This window comes from Lactobacillus sp. MRS-253-APC-2B (assembly GCF_012843675.1).
GTDB classification, from domain to species: Bacteria; Bacillota; Bacilli; order Lactobacillales; family Lactobacillaceae; genus Limosilactobacillus; species Limosilactobacillus pulli.
In genome coordinates, this window is record NZ_JABAFO010000003.1 from 1 (window position 1) to 18,195 (window position 18,195).

An 18,195-nucleotide genomic window follows, 5' to 3' on the forward strand; every position below is an offset into this window, starting at 1 on the left:
TGGGCAGTTAGCTCAGCTGGCAGAGCAACGGACTCTTAATCCGTGGGTCCAGGGTTCGATCCCCTGACTGCCCATCATGTCGCCATCGGCTTTTAGTCGGTGGCTTTTTTTATTTTCCAAATCCACACTATTAAAAAGAGGCTGGGAATTGACCCAGCCTCTTTTTAATAGATAATAGTACTCAGCTCAGCAGCTGGTAGATCAAACACTGATCAACCAACGTTTGATCAATTCAGCCATCCTTTATTCTGCCAAATCAGCAGGCGTTGGGACAATCTTGGCATATTTTAGCCGGCCAATCTTATTTTCCTGACCGACATTAACCTCAAATTCATCCACAAAACCACAGTTGAGACAGGCAACCACAATCTGATAGCGCTGCGAATGATCATCATTGGTTGCTTCCCAGTTGCGCTCAGCAATCACCAGTGGCTTTTGATGACATTTACTGCAGGCAATCTTTAAGCGGCGTTCCTCACGAAAAGGATCACCGGTTTTGCCAACCATCCCCCAACGATCCTCGCCATAAACCTGATCAAAATTATTGTAAAACATACGCTCACCTTGAATCTAAAACTGCTCGGCATCATGCTGACGGGTCATGGCCACAGCAAAGACCACGACTTCAACGATCATGATTGAGACTGCACAGATAACAAACAACGGCCGGTAGGAGAATCTTTCAATAATCAGACCGCCAAACAAGGGACCGATCGCTTTGCCGGTTGAAGCAAAAGCATTCAGCATTCCCTGATACTTTCCCTTATCATCAACCGGTGATAAAAGATTGATGATGGCTGGGATCGTCGGAAAGGCCGTTGCCTCGCCAAGTGTCAAAACAATCATCGCCAAAACGAACATTGCATAGCTCTTGGCAAATAAAAGCAGGATAAACGATAATCCACATGTAAAAATCCCAAAGTAGACAAAGTAGTAGTCATTGGTAATCTTTTTGGTCAGCCAACTAATCACGGCCTGGAACAAGACAATCAAAATACCGTTGATCGTCCACAGCATACTATACAGCGTCATTGAAATACCCATATCCGTCATGTAGACCGACATGTTGCTCGACCATTGTCCATACATGATCCAGACAATGGCAAATGAGATAAACAGCGTCCAGATGATCTGGGCATTGGCTGCTGGCAGCTTAGCATGCTTAGGACCAAAGTCTACGTCCACCGTATGATGATGGCGTGGCTTGATTGGTACGATATTGAAGAACAAGACTACGACCAGCAAGAAAAAGGCATACATAACCACTGTAATGGCAAACAGTGGCGACACACTGTTATGAGCCATCTGATAGAGCGGTCCGACAATCGTGGTTCCCAAGACCATCCCCAGGTTATTGGCAAAATAAAGCATGTTGAAGACAAAGCGACCATCATGGCTGCGTACCCGCGTCCCAAATGAGTTGACCATCGTAATGATCCAGCCGTTAAAAAAGCCGATGATCGTCAGCATGACCGGATAGATTGGCCAACCGTTTCTAAAAATCAAAATTGCCATTGAGACCATCGCTAAAATCAGACCGCCAATCATCAAATGCCGCGGATTTTTGCGATCAAACAGCATCCCGGCAATATAGCTGCCGACAACATTGGCACCAGAATAAAACAGCAGCACAACTCCTGAAACAGTCAATGACTGATGCAGCTGGTCATGGATATAGATTGTCGTCAATGGCCAGATAAAGCTGTTGCCAATGCTTCCCAAAAACGATCCCAAAAGCAGCCACTGCAATTTAAATCCCGTTTTCTTCATTTACCCGCTCCCCTTCTTTTCAACATTTCTCTCTTAATCTTAGTGCAAAATCAATACAAGACAACAAACAAGCAGCTGCTGATTACTCAACTGCTGCTTGTCGTTTAAGCCGGTTCGGTATGCTGATAGTCAACTGCGGCGAACTTGTTATAGGCTTTGTTAAAGAGCAGCTTGACGGTTCCCCGTGGGCCGCTCCGGTTTTTTTCGATGATGATCTCGACTTCACTCAAGCTTTGGTCGGGATCATTAAACGTTTTTTCTTCTTTTTGATCATCATCATCGTCGGCACCTTCACGCTCATAATAATCAGCACGGTACAGGAAACTGACGATATCGGCATCTTGCTCGATCGATCCAGATTCACGAATATCAGAAAGTACCGGTCGCTTGTCTTGACGCTGCTCAACGCCACGCGAAAGCTGCGAAAGAGCGATTACCGGTACACTGAGTTCCTTGGCCAGCTTCTTGAGCTGTCGCGAGATCTCTGAGACTTCCTGCTGGCGGTTCTCCGGGTTGCTCCCTTCAATCAGCTGCAGGTAGTCAATCACAATCAGACCAAGGTTGCCGTTTTCCTTAGCCAGCCGCCGACACTTGGCCCGAATCTCCGGTACCTTGATCCCTGGTGTATCATCAATATAAATATTGGCCTGCGCTAAAACACTGGAGGCAACCATAAAGTTGTTCCACTCATCCTGATTTAGTTGACCGGTTCTCAGGTGATTGGCATTGATATTGCCCTGTGCGCAAAGCATCCGGTTAACCAGCGATTCGGCCCCCATTTCCAAACTGAAGATCGCAACCGTTGCATCCGAGCTGGTAGCTACGTTTTGGGCGATATTCAATGCAAAGGCAGTTTTCCCCATGGCCGGACGTGCGGCAATGATCACCAACTCATCATCATGCAGACCAGTCGTCATCTCATCCAACTGTGGATAACCGGTTGGCAGCCCCGTAACGTCGCTCTCGTTTTTAGAAAGCTCATAGACGTGATTGATTGAGTCATTTAAGACGGTATCAATTCTTTGAAAGCCTGCCCGATTACTGGATTCAGAAACCCGCAAAATTGATGTTTCAGCCTCGTCTAATAGCTCATTGACGCTTTCTTGGCCCTCATAGCTTTTCTGTACGATTTCTGTTGCTACGTCAATCAGATGTCTAGCCGTAGCCTTATCATGAACGATCCGGGCATAGTAGCCGATATTGGCCGCAGTTGGCACTGATCCAGCCAGCTCAGCCAAGTATTCAACGCCGCCAATGTTATCCAATTGATGCTCGCTTTCCAGCTCACTTTTCATTGTCAAGACATCGATCGGCTTTTCCTGGTCGTTAAGCTTAACCATCGCCGCAAAGACGATCTGATGGGCACGCTGATAAAAATCATCTGAGGAAACGAACTCCATTGCTTCCTCAATGGCGCCATGCGATAGAAAAGCCGCACCCAAAACGGCTTTTTCAGCGGCCAGATCACGCGGTGCGGTGCGCGTTGAACTTAAACTGGCATTGTCCATTTGCTGACGGCCTTTCGTTTATTTGGCAGCTACGTGCACGTCAATCGTTGCCTCTACATCATGATGCAGTTTGATTGGTACGTGCACAAAGCCGGTTGCCTTAATTGGTGCAGGCAGCTCAATCTTGCGCTTGTCGATCTTTAAGTTGAACTGATCTTCCAAAGCCTTGGCAATCTGCTTGGAGGAGACTGAACCAAAGATACGGCCATCGGTACCAGCCTTGGCACTCAATTCAACAACCGTGTCTTCTTGTTCCAGAACCTCTTTTAAGCGCTTGGCTTCTGCCAGTTCTTCTGCCTCATGTTTTTCGGCTGCCCGCTGCTGTCCCTTCAATTCACTCATGGCAGCTTTAGTGGCTTCCTTGGCCAGGCCACGCTTAATCAAATAGTTTTGAGCATAGCCATCGGGAACTTCTTTTAATTCACCGCGTTTACCACGGCCACGTACGTCTTTAATAAAGATAACTTTCATTGTTGCTGCTCCTTTTCTGTTTCATTCTCAATCTGATCGTTTGTCGTTAAAAGTCTGATCAAATCTTCCTTAACCTCACTGACTGACTTACCGTCAATCTGGGTCGCGGCATTGGCCAGATGACCACCACCACCCATCTTTTCCATAATAATCTGGACATTGATATTCCCCATCGATCGAGCCGAGATTCCAACCTTGTCGTTAGCACGCTTGGCAATTACAAACGAGGCATCGACCCCATCCATCTGCAGCAAGGTGTCGGCAGCTTGGGCAACAATGACCGGATCATAGGTGCGATCATCCTCACCAGCACATAACGCCATTTTATCATTATTCAAAAACTCAACGGTAGCAATCAGATGATTTCTTTCCATAAAACTATGGACATTTTCTTTCATGAAATATTGAATCATCAAACCATCCGCTCCAGCCGAACGTAAGTAGCTGGCCGCATCAAACGTCCTGGTACCGGCTTGCTGCGTAAACGACTTGGTATCAATCTGAATTCCCGTCAGCATTGCCGTTGCCTCCAGCTTATTTAACGACTCGCTTTCTCGTGGCTGATATTCAAACATTTCCGTAATCAACTCACAAGTCGAGCTGGCGTAAGGCTCAATGTAAACCAAGAGTGGATTTTCAGGAAATTCCTCGCCACGTCGATGATGATCGATGATAATCGTTCGGTCGGCCAGCCGCTCATAAAGCTGGGGTGAAATTGACATACTTGGCTTAGAGTGATCCACCATTACCAACAGACTGCTGTCGGTGGCCTTACTAATGGCCTCATCCGGTGTGATAATCCGATCACGAATACTTTGATAGTCGTTGATCTCCATCATCAGCCGGGCAATATCGCTGTGAACCTTTTCCTTATCCAAAACAATCCAGCACTCATGACCATTCATTTCCGCAATTCTTCTAATTCCCAGACAGGCCCCTAAAGAATCCATATCCGGGTTGGAATGACCCATTACAAAAACCTGGTCAGCCTGCGTCATCAGTTCCTGCAGTGCCTGACTGATCATCCGTGCTCTAACGCGAGTCCGCTTCTCCATTGGATTGGTACGGCCACCATAAAAGCGCGCCCGCTGATTCTCTTCTCTGACGACAACCTGGTCACCACCACGGCCAAGTGCCAGGTCAAGATTACGCTGGGCCATGTCAGCCAGTTTGATCAAATCACTTTGACCATATGCAATCCCCACGCTCAAAGTTACTGGCGAGTTTTGCTTGGAGGTATTTTCGCGAATCACATCCAAAATCTTGAACTTTTGCTTCTCCAATTCAATCAGCGACTGATAGTGCCCGATCACGAAATAATTATCCTCATTGATTACTCGCAACAGCAGATGATTGTCTTTAGCCCAGTGACTCAATTCTGAAGTCACATAGTTATGCAGATTAGAAACTGCCGAATCACTCATTCCCTGCGTCAGCTCAATATAATTGTCTAGATAGATATTTCCCAGGAAAATCTGTTCATGTCGATAGCGTTCACTGATCTGCTCATATTTGGTGACATCCAGCAGATAGCAGACATGATAGCGATCCTGCACTAAAAACTCAAATCGATGATCACGCCATGAAACGACTACCGGCCCTTTATCGTGACGATGCTTTTCGATCAGCTTAGCCAGCTCTTCATCAGCTTGATCCAGTGGCTTGCCAACAATATGCTCAAACTGAAAATAACGAGCCATATAAGGATTGATCCAACTAACGATACCGTTTTTGTTCAGCATTACCATTCCAATCGGCATCTCCAAAAGTGCCTCTTGCTGGCCGCGCTGCACCTGATAAGTCAGATTATTGATATATTCCTCAGTATCGACTACTAATCGCCGCAGCTGGTGGACGCTGATCCAGATCCCCACAAAAGCGATTACCAACAGGATCGTCCCCAGGATCCAGTTGGTATAAAAGGCCAGGATCAGACACATAATCGTCATCAAGGTCAGATAGCAAAAATTCCATCGAACTGCATGATTCTTGATTAAAAAATTCCAATTGCTATGTCGAAAGAAATTACCCATATTCTTCTCCTATACGACAATCTAGATATCCCTATCTTATCACAATCGGTTCTTCATCTCATCGTTGACGTTTTTCCCGATAAATAAAAGCAAAAAAAAACATGATGACACCAGCCATCATGTTTTTAATTATCCGCTGAATTAGTCTTCAGCAACGAATGGCAGCAGACCCATGATCCGTGCACGCTTGATAGCGATCGTCAGACGACGTTGGTTCTTGGCGCTGGTACCCGTTACTCGACGTGGCAAAATCTTGCCCCGTTCAGAGATGAAACGCTTCAGCAAATCAGTGTCTTTGTAATCAATGTATTCGATGTGGTTAGCGGCGATAAAGTCGACCTTGCGACGACGACGACCGCCACGACGTTGTTGAGCCATGAAATTACCCTCCTTAAATCATGTATTTTGGTTTTAAATTAAAATGGCAAATCATCTTCAGCCGTACCGTCAGCAGATTTAGCGTCATTAGACTTAGGTGCTGAGGCAGCATCACTTGAGTTAGCAGCAGGTTGACCGTTGGTTGGCAAGACACTGTCATTTAGATTAAACGTGCCATCATTGTTTGATGATGCAGCTGGCTGAGAGTCTTCATTGCCGAATGGAAAATCATTGTGGACTGGTGCTTCTTGACCAGGCATTGGCGCATTTTCAAAGGGATTACTGAATCCGCCTTGATTGCCAAAAGATTGATTTCCCATTGGTTGAGAAGCACGACCGTTGTCATAGCCTTGCTGATAGCCGCCGCCATTGTACTGCGACTGACCATTGTTCCAGCCGCCTTGATTACCACCAAAGCCGGACTGAGAACGACCGCCGCCATTGTATGGCTGATTGCCACTGCGACGCGGCTCCAACAATGCAAAGTTATCAACCTGTACTTCCGTTACATAAACGCGCTGGCCTTGATTATTCTCGTAGCTGCGCGTCCGGAGCGAACCGTCAATTCCAACCAAGGCACCTTTATGAGTGAAGTTGGCAAAATTTTCGGCTGGCTTTCGCCAAATAACACAGTTGATAAAGTCGGCATCACGCTCACCTTGAGCATTCCGAAACTGACGATCAACGGCCAGCGTGAAGGAGGCCACTGATGTGCCGCCTTGAGTGTAGCGCAATTCAGCATCTCTTGTCAGACGACCGGTTAATACGACGCGATTAAGCATGGACCTCGTACTCCTCTCTAAAACTTATTCAATTGGATTGCAACGCGATTTAGGCTTCGCGCTTAACAATCATGTGACGCAGAATGTCGTCGCTGAACTTAGCCAGACGATCAAATTCGTTCAGAGCTTCGTCACTGTCAGCAGTCAGGTTGACTACGTGGTAAGTACCTTCCGTGTACTTAGCGATTGGGTAGGCAAACCGACGCGTTGACCAATCCTTTGAATCGATGATGTTGGCACCATTGTCCGTCAAAATCTTGTCAAAGCGAGCTACCAGTTCGCTCTTAGCAGATTCTTCGATGTCAGGACGAATGATGTAAGTAATTTCATATTTGCGTGTTTCCATGAATGTTACACCTCCTTATGGACTCTGGCTCTTATCTTCAAGATTAATAAGAGCAAGGAGAGCAGACGTTTTGACGTATACTCACAGAAAAAGATATTAGCATAAATAAAAATCAATTACAAGCGATTCAATCATCTGATCAAAAAAAGCTGAATTGTGGCCCTCTGTCTAAACTATATGCCGTAATTCAGCTTTTGCATTTTATTTAGTTGGTTTCTTCTTCAGTTTCTGCAGCTGATGAATTCTCAGCAGTCGCATCATCTGTTTGATCTTCTTTGGCTACTTTGGCCATCGTTGCCACCTTAGAGTCATCATCCATTCTGATCAGGTGAACCCCAACGGCTGCCCGACCAGTCTGCGAGACGGTCTCAATACCAAAGCGAATAATTACGCCCTTATCGGTAACCAGCATGATGTCCTCATCGCCGCTGACTGTCGTCAAACCGGCCAACGGACCATTCTTGGCCGTTACGTTGACGGTCTTGATTCCTTTACCGCCCCGACCTTTGATTGGATATTCAGAGGCTGGCGTCTGTTTACCAAAACCGTTTTCGCTGATAACAAAGACATTGCCGTCACTGTTAAGCGGAGCGGCCCCAATGATGCAGTCGCCATCGCGCAGTTTGGCTCCACGTACGCCAGCTGCCGAGCGACCCATGGAGCGGACGTCTTCGGCATTAAAGCTGACTGCATAGCCCAGTCGCGTTCCTAGAATCATGTTCTGCTGACCATCGATGATATTGACGTGAATCAGCTCGTCACCATCATGGAGCTGAATAGCTTTCAGACCATTGCTGCGAATGTTGCGGAAGTCATCAACCGGAGTTTTCTTAACCGTTCCCTGCTTGGTAACAAAGAACAAAAACTTGTCGGCATCGTCAGCCGCATTGGAGACGTTGATCACGGCTGTAATCTTTTCGTGATTATCGATCCCCAGCAGATTGATGATCGGAATTCCCTGTGCTGAACGACCGTACTCTGGAACCTCGTAGCCTTTCATCGAAAAGACCTTGCCCGAGTTGGTAAAGAACAGCAGGATATCATGTGTAGAACTTGAGATCAGATGCTCGATAAAGTCATCTTTATGCACGCCCATCCCTTTAACGCCACGGCCACCACGATTCTGTGACTTGAACTCATCAACCGGCAACCGCTTGATGTAGCCGTTATGCGTCAGCGTAACCACGATATCTTCTTCTTCGATCAGGTCCTCGTCTTCAATGTCGGTAATGTCACCGACTTGCAGCTCAGTCCGGCGCTTGTCGCCAAAACGACGCTGAATCTCCAGCAGTTCATCATAAATGATCTGGTTAATGCGTTCTTCATGCGCCAAAATGTCTTTGTAATCGGCAATGGCCTCAGTCAGCTTTTGGTGCTCGTTTTCAATCTTTTCGCGTTCCAGACCAGTCAGCCGAACCAGCCGCATATCCAAAATGGCTTGAGCCTGACGCTCATCCAGCGTGTAGCGATCAATCAGTTGACTTTTGGCGATCTCACTGGTCTGGGCCTCACGAATGATTTTGATAATCTCATCAATGTGATCCAAGGCAATCAGCAGACCCTTGACAATGTGATCACGGCTCTGCGCTTTTTTCAGATCAAATTCGGTCCGCCGCCGGACAACGTTGATTTGATGCTCCAGGTAGTACTGCAGAATCTGTTTGAGGCTCAATACCTTTGGCGCCCCGTTGACGATGGCCAGCATGTTGAAGTTAAAGGTCGTCTGCATCAAAGTCATCTTGTACAAGTTGTTTAAGATGACCTCAGCACTGGCATCGCGCCGTACGTCAATGACAATCCGCATCCCTTCTCGGTCGGTTTCATCATTGATGTCGGTAATGCCTTCGATTTCTTTTTCACGAGCCAGCTCAGCAATTCGCTCAATCAAACGGGCCTTGTTGACCATGTATGGAATCTCGTGAACGACGATGCGCTGACGGCCATTCTTGGATTCTTCAATATCAACCTTGGCCCGCACAATAATCGTACCGCGGCCAGTCTCATAAGCCTTGCGAATGCCGGACTTGCCCATGACTACGCCCCCGGTGGGAAAATCGGGCCCTGGCAGCACCTTCATCAATTCTTCGGTCGTCACATCGGGATTTTGCATCAGCAGATGAATGGCATCGATAACCTCTCCCAGGTTGTGGGTTGGAATATTGGTTGCCATCCCCACGGCAATCCCAGAAGCACCGTTAACCAAAAGATTAGGGAACCGTGCTGGCAAAACGGTAGGCTCTTTTTCACTGCCGTCATAGTTATCCTGGAAGTCAACCGTATTCTTGTTGATATCGCGCAGCATTTCAACGGCAATCTTACTCATTCGGGCCTCGGTATAACGCATGGCGGCTGCCCCGTCACCGTCAACTGAGCCAAAGTTACCGTGACCATCAACCAGCATGTAGCGATAGCTGAAGTCCTGTGCCATCCGTACCAAACCTTCATAAATCGAGGAGTCGCCATGAGGGTGGAATTTACCCATAACGTCACCTACGATACGTGCGGATTTTTTATATGGCTTATCTGGCGTCACGCCTAATTCATTCATTCCATAAAGGATCCGCCGCTGAACCGGCTTAAGCCCATCGCGAACGTCAGGAAGTGCCCGCGCTACGATAACGCTCATTGCATAGTCCAGAAATGAATTTTTCATCAATCCGGTCAGATTGACATCGGTAATCCGCCCTGGCATATCTTGATCTGCCACGTTTTTTCCTCCTTAGCTGATTTTACAGATCCAAGTTCTCAACAAACTTGGCATTTTCTTCAATAAATTCGCGCCGTGGACCGACTTTGGTTCCCATCAGCATTGGGAAGATTTTCTCGGCCTCGGCAGCATCGTCTAAGTCAACCCGTAACAGGTGACGCTTTTCAGGATCCATGGTCGTTTCCCACAGCTGTTCAGCATCCATTTCACCCAGCCCCTTATAACGCTGGATAACCGGCTTAGGACTTGGCTGCAGCGTTCCCAGAACCTCTTGCAGCTCTTCATCAGACTCAACGTACTTAACAAACTTGCCTTGCCGAACCTGATACAATGGTGGCTGTGCAATGTAGACGTAGCCATTGGTAATCATTGGCTTCATGTAGCGATAGAACAACGTCAACAAAAGCGTTCGAATATGGGCACCATCGACATCGGCATCCGTCATAATGATCAGCTTGTGGTAGTTGGCTTTGGTAATATCAAAGTCGCTGCCAAAACCAGTGCCCAACGCCGTAAATAGTGAGCGAATCTCATCGTTGGCTAGAATGCGATCCATCCCGGCTTTTTCGACATTCAAAATCTTACCGCGAATTGGCAGGATTGCCTGCGTCAGACGAGAGCGCCCCTGCTTGGCACTACCACCGGCTGAGTCCCCTTCGACGATAAACAGTTCTGAAATTGCCGGATCCTTGCTAGTGTTATCAGCTAATTTCCCGGGTAATCTTGAGATTTCCAAACCGCTCTTTTTGCGGGTAACCTCACGGGCACGCTTGGCTGCTACCCGTGCCTTTGAGGCCAGCATCCCTTTTTCAACGATCTTATGTGCCGTATCGGGATTCTCCATCAAAAAGCGCGTAAACATTTCACTGAAGATATGATCAGTAGCCGTTCGTGCATCTGAATTGCCCAGCTTGGTCTTAGTCTGACCTTCAAACTGTGGATCGGGGTGCTTGATCGAAACTACGGCCGTCAATCCTTCCCGTACATCATCACCGGAAAGCGTCGTATTGCCTTTCAGTTGACCGCTCTTACGACCATAGTCATTAATAACCCGCGTCAGCGCTGTCTTAAAGCCCGTTTCGTGCGTTCCGCCTTCATAAGTATGAATGTTGTTGGTAAACGTCATCAGCGTGCTGCGGTAGCCCGTCGTGTACTGCAAAGAGACCTCAACCGTAATGCCCTTGTCTTCGCCTTCAACGTAGATTGGCGGATCAAACAGGACTTCTTGGCCTTCGTTTAAGAATTCAACATAGTGACGAATTCCGCCTTCATAATGGAATTCTTGGCGCGTTGGCTTTTCTTCACGCTTGTCTTCGATCGTGATCTTAAGGCCCTTGTTTAAAAAGGACAGTTCACGAATGCGATCAGTCAGCGTTTTGATATTGTAGATCGTTGTTTCACGAAAGATTTCCGGATCCGGCTTAAAATGCACCCGCGTTCCATGCTTGAGCTCTGAGATACCTTCTTTAACGACCTTCATCGGCGTCTTGACATGGCCATGATCAAAGTCCATGTAGTATTCCTTGCCTTGGCGGGTAACGTAGACATCCAGCTCGGTTGACAGGGCGTTAACAACTGAGGCACCAACCCCGTGCAGACCACCAGATACCTTGTAGCCGCCGTTGCCGAACTTACCACCGGCATGCAAAACGGTAAAGACCGTCTCCAAGGCCGGTTTGCCAGTTTCTTTTTGAATATCAACCGGAATCCCACGGCCATTGTCGGTTACCGTAATACTGTTGTCTGGCTCGACAACGACATTGATCTCATCACAAAAACCAGCCAAGGCCTCATCGATACCATTATCGACGATTTCCCAAACCAGATGATGCAGACCTTGAGCACTAGTGGAGCCAATGTACATTCCCGGACGCTTCCGAACTGCCTCCAGCCCTTTTAAGACCTGAATCTGGCTGGCATCGTACTCGCTGGCCAGTTCTGCTTTTTTCTCTGCTTCAAGTTCTTTATCGCTCACTTTATGTCCTCCTTGTCGATCGTTCCATGGGCAATCTGAAAAATCGTTGGGCGATTGATCAATTGTCGTGCCACGCCACTGAGGCTGGTCGTTGTCAAAAACGTCTGAACCTTATCTTGAATAGCTGTCAATAGATGCGTCTGTCGATCATCATCAAGCTCTGACAAAACGTCATCCAGTAGTAGCAATGGGTACTCGCCAGTCTGCTCGTTCATCAAATCGATCTCAGCCAGCTTAACCGATAATGCTGTTGTTCGCTGCTGGCCTTGTGAGCCAAAGCGATGAACGTCTTGATCATTGACTAAAAAACGGACGTCATCACGCTGCGGACCATAAAGCGTAGTCCCCAGCTTGATTTCCTGGGCCAAATGCTCATGGTATAGATTCTGCAGCTGCGTAGCGATTTCTTTTTCCGTCGTTTCATCTTCGACCATTACCTGGGAAATATATTTCAGCTTCAAGACTTCTTTTTGCTGGGAAATATGATCATGCAGCTGGGCCGACCACGTTTCCAAGCGCTTAATCAGCTTAAAGCGCATTGCCATTACTGCTGCACCGCTGTCAGCCAATTGATCCGACAGCACGTCCAGCAATACCTGATCTGCCTGGCCGCCATACTTCAGCTGTTTTAAGTACTCGTTACGCTGCTTTAAGAGCCCCCTGAACTGGCTGATCGCATACAGATAACGGCTACTCATCTGACTGAATTCCGTGTCCATAAATTGGCGCCGTTCTTGAGGGGCTCCTTTAACCAGTGCCAGATCTTCAGGTGCAAACAAAACCACGTTCAGGTTACCAATATAAGTCGACAGCCGTGACTGAAACAGATGATTGACCTTGACCCGCTTGCCGCGCGTTCCCAGCAGCACTTCCAATGGCACGCGTCCCGTCTGCTTAATTACCGTCCCTTTGACCAGTGCCTCTTTTGCCTGCCAGTTGATCAGCTCACGATCATTGGCTGTTCGGTGACTGCGCGTCATTGCCAAGACGTAAATGGCTTCCAGCAGATTGGTCTTGCCCTGAGCATTTTCCCCAATGAACACGTTAATGCCTGGGGAAAACGCTACTTTACGATTCTCATAGTTTCTAAAATTTCGCAGTTCAATTTCCGAAAGATACATTGATTACTCAGCCACGATCTCAACGTCTTCAATACCGCTGATCTCAACTTGATCGCCGGCACGCAGCTTACGCCCACGACGATCTTCCAACTCGCCGTTAACCTTGACCTCATGTTCGCGCAAAAACCACTTAGCGGCACCACCCGTAGGAATGATGCCTTCTTCTTTCAGCAGCTGCCCAAGCGTAATGAATTCACTGCTGATTGCGACTTTTTTTGAATTTTGCATACTTTTCACCTACTTTATGCTTGCTGTTCTATTATAGCTTTTATAAGACGTAAAAACAAATTTAAGGGCGTTTTTAGGCCTTGTCAGCAAATATTATCCCAATTAATCATTTTTATCTAAAACAGGCTATTTTCGCTCAGAAAGCAAATTTAAGTGATTTAAGCGTTTTCTTGTATTAGAAAGTGATTTATCCACAGATTTTCAACGATTTATTCACTTATCCACAATAAAAAGCATCCACTGTGGATAAGTGGATGCTTTTTCAACAGATTTAACTGATTAGTAAGTCCGGACTGGCGTAATCAACTGAACAAAGTTGGCTTTTTCTTCAGTTGGAACCAACGTAAATGGCCGCAGTGCCGTCGTAAACGAAATCAAAATCTTAGTCTGGCCAAACGACTTCAGTGCATCACGCATGTAGTCAGGGTTGAATGAGATTTCCAAAGGGTTGCCCACAATCTGATCAGCATTGATTTCTTCTTCAACGTTACCCACATCAGCTGACGTTCCAGAAACCGTGGCAATCTTGTTTTCTGGGTTGACAGTCAGCTTAACGACATTGTTGCGACTTTCATGAGACAGCAGTGAGGCCCGCTCGATTGATGCCAATAGGTCACTGGCCGTAATTTCGAGACGCGTATCGGACGTTTCCGGAATCAGACGGCTGGTTTCTGGATAATTGCCTTCCAACAGACGTGAGTAGAAATGAGTATTGCCAAAAATAAACAATGCTTGATTTTCCGTAATCTGCATTTTAACGCCATCTTTTTCATCACTGATCATTTTTGCCAGTTCCGTCATGGATACCCCCGGCAAAACGATATCAAAATCAAGCCCTGCCGTTTCTGGTAATTCAACCTTACGTTGTGCCAACCTGTGACTGTCCGTAGCTACCGCCGTCAAAACACCATTGTTCAGCATAACGTGAATCCCAGTCAAAATTGGTCGACTTTCTTGCTTGGAAACGGCAATCCGTGTTTGGTCAATAACTTCACGCAGCATGTCAGAAGCCAGTTCAACCGTATTTTCGCTTTCAACTTCTGGCAGGTGTGGATAATTGTTGGCATCCTGACCATTAATGGTAAATTCCGCCGTCCCTGACGTGATCCGTACCTGCAGACCATTAAAGACTTCAATCGTTGCCTGCTTGTCCGGCAGCTTTTTGATCACTTCGTTAAAGAAGCGAGCTGGCAAAACGATTGCCCCAGGTTCTTCAATTGACAACCCATAGTTGCTGTCAGCAGCCTCTAAGGTTGATTCGATCGTAATGTCAGCATCACTACCCGTCAAAATAACACTGTGATCCGTTACGACCATCTTCAGACCAGTCAGAATTGGAATCGTAGTTTTGGATGAGATTGCTCGTAAGACATTATTGAGCTGATTAATAAAGGCTGGACGATTGATGGTAAATTTCATAAGTGAATCTCTCCTTGTTGCTTTATATATATTATATAAACTTTAGTAGTAGTAATAGGACCTGTGGATAATGTGGAAAACCACGAGAAATGTTGTTAGATTAAGCTTTCATAACTGTGGAAAAACTGTGGATATCTTGGGGATAACTTTTGATTTTTCCACAATCAGGGCTGCAGCTCCATTCTAAGGTTGCGAATGTCATCTTGTAGATTATCGTCTTCTGCCAACTGATTTTCAATCTTATCAATGGCATGCAGCACCGTCGTATGATCCTTGCCGCCAAACTCCTTGCCGATTTTTGGCAACGAGCTTTCGGTCAGCTCGCGGGCAAGGTACATGGCAATCTGACGCGGAAAGACGATCTGCTTGACGCGCTTTTTACCCACGATATCGGACTGACGAATATTATAATAGGCCGCAACCTTTTTTTGAATCAAGTCGATCGAAACAACCGCCTCATCGGCAGCCTCCATTCCCTTGAGCGTTTCATTGGCTAGGTCAATCGTGATGGGCGTGTGGTGAAGCTGGGCCGCCACGCGTACTCGTAGCAATGCACTTTCAAGCTCGCGGACATTGGTGTCGACCTTGCTGGCAATAAAGCTTAAAACGTCATTGGGAACGTTGATCTGTTCTTCTTCGGCCTTACTGCGTAAAATGGCCGTCCGTGTCTCCAGATCAGGTGACGTAATCTCAACGGGAACGCCCCAGACGAACCGTGAAACCAAACGATCCGTCAAATCAGGAATCTGCTTTGGGTTGCGATCAGCAGTCAGCACGATCTGCTTGTTGTTGTCATGCAATGAATTGAAGGTATTGAAAAATTCCAGCTGCGTTCCTTCCTTATTAGAAAAGAACTGGACATCATCCACCAATAAGGCATCCAGATCACGATACTCGCGTCGAAACTGTTCTTGATTATTATTTTTGATGGAATTGATGTAGTCATTAGTGAAGGTTTCACTGGTGACGTATTTGATTCTGGCATTGGGATTATGCCGCAGCATGTTATTGGCAATTGCCTGCATGAGGTGAGTCTTGCCCAGTCCTACTCCGCCATAGATTAGCAACGGATTATAAAGTCCGCCGGGTTGTTCAGAGGCTGCGTAGGCCGAGGCATAGGCCATCTGATTACTACGACCCTCAACGAAGGCCTCAAATGTATATTCAGGATTTAAGGGTGTTTGTTTGGTCATATTGCCGCCAGTTGGTGAAGGCGGGGTTAATAATTCTCTCTCAAGCGTATAACGCGGCTCAATGTGGACCAGCGTCTCATTAAAAAGCAGGTCCTTGAGCTTGTCAGTCATTTCATTTTGCCAAAAGTCCCGGTGTGATTTGGTGGGCAGCTCAATGGTCAGTTGATCGTTTTCGAGAGAAATTGCTTTAGCTGGGGCGATCAGGTTGTTATAGGTTACGCTGCCAGTAGTTTTGCGAAACTCCTTTTGAACCGATTCCCAGAGAGAGTTTAGCTCAATCAAGTAAATTCCTCCTCAAGGTAAATAAAATCCAAAGAATATTTTAGCATCGATAGTCATAGTTTTCCACAAGGCTGTGTAAAAACTATTAACAAAATCCACAGACGTGTTGATAACTTTTCCACAGGCCTGTGGATTTGTGGAAAAGAAATAGTAAAAATAAAGTTAATCACTGGCAATCTGTGGATAACTTCAGAGAATAAAAAGTGGTTTAATCATGTTTTCATAGTTATCCACAATCCTGTTGATAACTTTTTCCACAACCTGTGGGGAACTGTTTTTGCTTTGGATAACTCTGTGGATAAATTAAAACATCCCTAGTTTTCCCATCATAACTGTGGAAAAAACTGGGGATAACTATGGGGGATAGTTAGATAAAAAACGCCAAAATAACGCAAGATAATCATTTATTCTTGGCGCAGGATGTGTTATACTTCAAAAGTATGTTTGAAGAGATTGTCTTTTTGGACTGTAAATAAAAATAATAAATACAAGCGAGGAGGTGCACTCAATGAAGCGCACATTTCAACCAAAGAAGCGTCACCGCGCACGCGTTCACGGCTTCCGCAAGCGTATGAGCACGAGCAACGGCCGCAAGGTATTGGCTCGTCGTCGTCAAAAGGGCCGCAAAGTATTATCTGCATAAAATCGGCCACTATTTAATTAGTGGCTTTTTTTCTAAAAGGGGCCGGGGCATTCATCCACTGCATTACGTGCGGTTGTGCCTCAGCCCTTTTTGTATTTATAAAGGTTGGAGCGAACATGCGAAAGTCATACCGAGTAAAAAAGGAAAGTGAATTTCAGCGGGTCTTTGAAACTCATAATTCCGTAGCCAATCGAAAATTCATCATCTATCAAATGGAGAAACCAGGACAAAAGCATTTCAGAGTCGGCATCTCAGTTGGCAAGAAGGTTGGAAATGCCGTCCACCGCAACTGGCTGAAGCGACGCATCCGACAGACGCTGCTGGAAGTCAAGCCTGAGATCAAGTCTGACGTTGATTTTTTGATCATCGCGCGGCCAGCTGCCGATGGTCTGGAAATGGCTGAGGTTAAAAAGAACCTGGTTCATGCAATGAAACTGGCCCATCTGTTAAAAGAAGATTAAGAGAGGATCGCACTTTGAGAAAAGGACACAAGAAAATCTTAAGCCTGGCGGGAATTATGGGCTTGGCAGTCTTTTTGGCCGCCTGCTCCAATTCACCGATTAATAGTCATAGTACCGGCTTTTGGGATCATTACATCATCTATAACTGCTCACGATTCATTATTTGGCTGTCCAACAACTTTGGCGGCTATGGAATGGGGATCATCATCTTTACGATTATCGTGCGGATTGTTATTTTGCCGCTGATGGTGTACCAAACCAAGATGTCGGTCAAGATGCAGGAATTGGCACCGCAGCTTAAGGAGATTCAAAAGAAGTATCCTGGACGCGATCGTGAATCACTGGAAAAGATGCAGGCAGCTCAACAAAAGCTCTACAAGGATGCCGGCGTGCACCCATTTGCCTCGATGCTGCCACTGCTGGTTCAGCTGCCGGTTATGTGGGCATTGTATCAAGCCATCTGGCGGACGCACGTTTTACGCAGCGGGAGCTTTTTATGGCTGCAGTTGGGACACACTGACCCATACTATGTCCTGCCGATTCTGGCAGCTCTGTTTACGTTTATCAGTTCTTGGCTGTCGATGGCTTCCATGCCAGAACAAAATGCCATGACTAAATCAATGACTTGGTTTATGCCAATCATGGTCTTCTTCATGGCTTTGGGCTTTAGTTCAGCCATCACGCTTTACTGGGTAGTATCCAATGCCTTTCAAGTTCTGCAGGTGCTGATCTTCCAAAACCCATTCAAGATTCGTCGGGAACGGGAAGAAAAGCAGGCTGCTGAGCGCCGGCACCGCAACAAGATTGCCAAGGCCAAGCGCAAGGCCTACCGTAGCAAGCGTAAATAATTGGGTATAAGGGCGGGTTTGACCGCTCTT

Annotated in this window: 17 protein-coding genes and 1 tRNA gene; 4 read left to right on the forward strand and 14 right to left on the reverse strand. The window is 46.6% G+C overall.

Annotation, left to right across the window (positions count from 1 at the left end; all coding sequences use genetic code 11):
- Position 1 precedes the first annotated feature (1 nt).
- Positions 2 to 74 (forward strand) — tRNA-Lys (locus tag HF864_RS02560).
- Positions 75 to 243: 169 nt separating this feature from the next.
- Here the strand turns inward: HF864_RS02560 and HF864_RS02565 are convergent.
- The 14 genes from HF864_RS02565 to dnaA all read right to left on the reverse strand — a co-directional run bounded on the left by HF864_RS02565 (position 244) and on the right by dnaA (position 16,213).
- Positions 244 to 555 (reverse strand): hypothetical protein, encoded by a 312-nt coding sequence (locus tag HF864_RS02565; protein WP_169461555.1) that lies wholly within the window; start codon positions 553 to 555, stop codon positions 244 to 246.
- A 15-nt stretch (positions 556 to 570) separates the two neighbouring features.
- Positions 571 to 1,770, reverse strand: a complete 1,200-nt coding sequence (locus HF864_RS02570) for an MFS transporter (RefSeq protein WP_169461556.1) — start codon at positions 1,768 to 1,770, stop codon at positions 571 to 573.
- Positions 1,771 to 1,874: 104 nt separating this feature from the next.
- The gene (dnaB, locus tag HF864_RS02575) at positions 1,875 to 3,278 is read right to left on the reverse strand and encodes a replicative DNA helicase (protein WP_169461557.1); all 1,404 of its coding nucleotides are present in this window, start codon (positions 3,276 to 3,278) and stop codon (positions 1,875 to 1,877) included.
- 18 nt (positions 3,279 to 3,296) lie between these two features.
- Positions 3,297 to 3,749 (reverse strand): 50S ribosomal protein L9, encoded by a 453-nt coding sequence (gene rplI, locus HF864_RS02580; protein WP_169461558.1) that lies wholly within the window; start codon positions 3,747 to 3,749, stop codon positions 3,297 to 3,299.
- Positions 3,746 to 5,782, reverse strand: a complete 2,037-nt coding sequence (locus tag HF864_RS02585; protein WP_169461559.1) for a DHH family phosphoesterase — start codon at positions 5,780 to 5,782, stop codon at positions 3,746 to 3,748. Before HF864_RS02585 ends, rplI begins: the two co-directional genes overlap by 4 nt.
- A 141-nt stretch (positions 5,783 to 5,923) precedes the next feature.
- Positions 5,924 to 6,160, reverse strand: coding sequence for a 30S ribosomal protein S18 (rpsR, locus tag HF864_RS02590; protein ID WP_057779812.1), 237 nt, complete (start codon positions 6,158 to 6,160; stop codon positions 5,924 to 5,926).
- Positions 6,161 to 6,198: 38 nt separating this feature from the next.
- Entirely contained in the window at positions 6,199 to 6,942 is a 744-nt protein-coding gene (gene ssb, locus HF864_RS02595; RefSeq protein ID WP_169461560.1) for a single-stranded DNA-binding protein, read from the reverse strand.
- 49 nt (positions 6,943 to 6,991) lie between these two features.
- A complete protein-coding gene (gene rpsF / locus HF864_RS02600; protein WP_169461561.1) occupies positions 6,992 to 7,288 on the reverse strand; it encodes a 30S ribosomal protein S6 in 297 nt (98 codons plus the stop codon).
- Positions 7,289 to 7,493: 205 nt separating this feature from the next.
- Entirely contained in the window at positions 7,494 to 9,995 is a 2,502-nt protein-coding gene (gene gyrA, locus HF864_RS02605) for a DNA gyrase subunit A (RefSeq protein ID WP_169461562.1), read from the reverse strand.
- A 22-nt stretch (positions 9,996 to 10,017) separates the two neighbouring features.
- Complete coding sequence (gene gyrB, locus HF864_RS02610; RefSeq protein WP_169461563.1) at positions 10,018 to 11,970, reverse strand: DNA topoisomerase (ATP-hydrolyzing) subunit B; 1,953 nt, start codon at positions 11,968 to 11,970, stop codon at positions 10,018 to 10,020.
- Complete coding sequence (gene recF / locus HF864_RS02615; protein ID WP_169461564.1) at positions 11,967 to 13,091, reverse strand: DNA replication/repair protein RecF; 1,125 nt, start codon at positions 13,089 to 13,091, stop codon at positions 11,967 to 11,969. Before recF ends, gyrB begins: the two co-directional genes overlap by 4 nt.
- A gap of 3 nt (positions 13,092 to 13,094) precedes the next feature.
- Positions 13,095 to 13,319, reverse strand: coding sequence for a S4 domain-containing protein YaaA (yaaA, locus tag HF864_RS02620; RefSeq protein WP_169461565.1), 225 nt, complete (start codon positions 13,317 to 13,319; stop codon positions 13,095 to 13,097).
- Between the two features lie 279 nt (positions 13,320 to 13,598).
- On the reverse strand, positions 13,599 to 14,738 hold the full coding sequence (gene dnaN / locus HF864_RS02625; RefSeq protein ID WP_169461566.1) for a DNA polymerase III subunit beta: 1,140 nt from the start codon (positions 14,736 to 14,738) through the stop codon (positions 13,599 to 13,601).
- 164 nt (positions 14,739 to 14,902) lie between these two features.
- The gene (gene dnaA, locus HF864_RS02630; protein WP_169461567.1) at positions 14,903 to 16,213 is read right to left on the reverse strand and encodes a chromosomal replication initiator protein DnaA; all 1,311 of its coding nucleotides are present in this window, start codon (positions 16,211 to 16,213) and stop codon (positions 14,903 to 14,905) included.
- Positions 16,214 to 16,721: 508 nt separating this feature from the next.
- Here dnaA and rpmH point away from each other — a divergent pair.
- The 3 genes from rpmH (at position 16,722) to HF864_RS02645 (ending at position 18,165) form a co-directional block, all read left to right on the forward strand.
- Positions 16,722 to 16,856: a 50S ribosomal protein L34 gene (rpmH, locus tag HF864_RS02635; RefSeq protein ID WP_003665227.1), complete on the forward strand. Its 135-nt coding sequence runs from the start codon at positions 16,722 to 16,724 to the stop codon at positions 16,854 to 16,856.
- 116 nt (positions 16,857 to 16,972) lie between these two features.
- On the forward strand, positions 16,973 to 17,317 hold the full coding sequence (rnpA, locus tag HF864_RS02640) for a ribonuclease P protein component (protein WP_169461568.1): 345 nt from the start codon (positions 16,973 to 16,975) through the stop codon (positions 17,315 to 17,317).
- A 14-nt stretch (positions 17,318 to 17,331) separates the two neighbouring features.
- Positions 17,332 to 18,165 (forward strand): YidC/Oxa1 family membrane protein insertase, encoded by an 834-nt coding sequence (locus tag HF864_RS02645; protein WP_205882266.1) that lies wholly within the window; start codon positions 17,332 to 17,334, stop codon positions 18,163 to 18,165.
- Positions 18,166 to 18,195: the final 30 nt, after the last annotated feature.

What these genes read in the sequence shown, in the direction of transcription:
- dnaB (WP_169461557.1), bottom strand. Translation starts at nt 3,278, where the DNA reads ATGGACAATGCCAGTTTAAGTTCAACGCGCACCGCACCGCGTGATCTG.
- dnaN (WP_169461566.1), bottom strand. Translation starts at nt 14,738, where the DNA reads ATGAAATTTACCATCAATCGTCCAGCCTTTATTAATCAGCTCAATAAT.
- rpsF (WP_169461561.1), bottom strand. Translation starts at nt 7,288, where the DNA reads ATGGAAACACGCAAATATGAAATTACTTACATCATTCGTCCTGACATC.
- rnpA (WP_169461568.1), top strand. Translation starts at nt 16,973, where the DNA reads ATGCGAAAGTCATACCGAGTAAAAAAGGAAAGTGAATTTCAGCGGGTC.
- HF864_RS02570 (WP_169461556.1), bottom strand. Translation starts at nt 1,770, where the DNA reads ATGAAGAAAACGGGATTTAAATTGCAGTGGCTGCTTTTGGGATCGTTT.
- recF (WP_169461564.1), bottom strand. Translation starts at nt 13,091, where the DNA reads ATGTATCTTTCGGAAATTGAACTGCGAAATTTTAGAAACTATGAGAAT.
- rpsR (WP_057779812.1), bottom strand. Translation starts at nt 6,160, where the DNA reads ATGGCTCAACAACGTCGTGGCGGTCGTCGTCGTCGCAAGGTCGACTTT.
- HF864_RS02585 (WP_169461559.1), bottom strand. Translation starts at nt 5,782, where the DNA reads ATGGGTAATTTCTTTCGACATAGCAATTGGAATTTTTTAATCAAGAAT.
- ssb (WP_169461560.1), bottom strand. Translation starts at nt 6,942, where the DNA reads ATGCTTAATCGCGTCGTATTAACCGGTCGTCTGACAAGAGATGCTGAA.
- rplI (WP_169461558.1), bottom strand. Translation starts at nt 3,749, where the DNA reads ATGAAAGTTATCTTTATTAAAGACGTACGTGGCCGTGGTAAACGCGGT.
- HF864_RS02565 (WP_169461555.1), bottom strand. Translation starts at nt 555, where the DNA reads ATGTTTTACAATAATTTTGATCAGGTTTATGGCGAGGATCGTTGGGGG.
- rpmH (WP_003665227.1), top strand. Translation starts at nt 16,722, where the DNA reads ATGAAGCGCACATTTCAACCAAAGAAGCGTCACCGCGCACGCGTTCAC.
- yaaA (WP_169461565.1), bottom strand. Translation starts at nt 13,319, where the DNA reads ATGCAAAATTCAAAAAAAGTCGCAATCAGCAGTGAATTCATTACGCTT.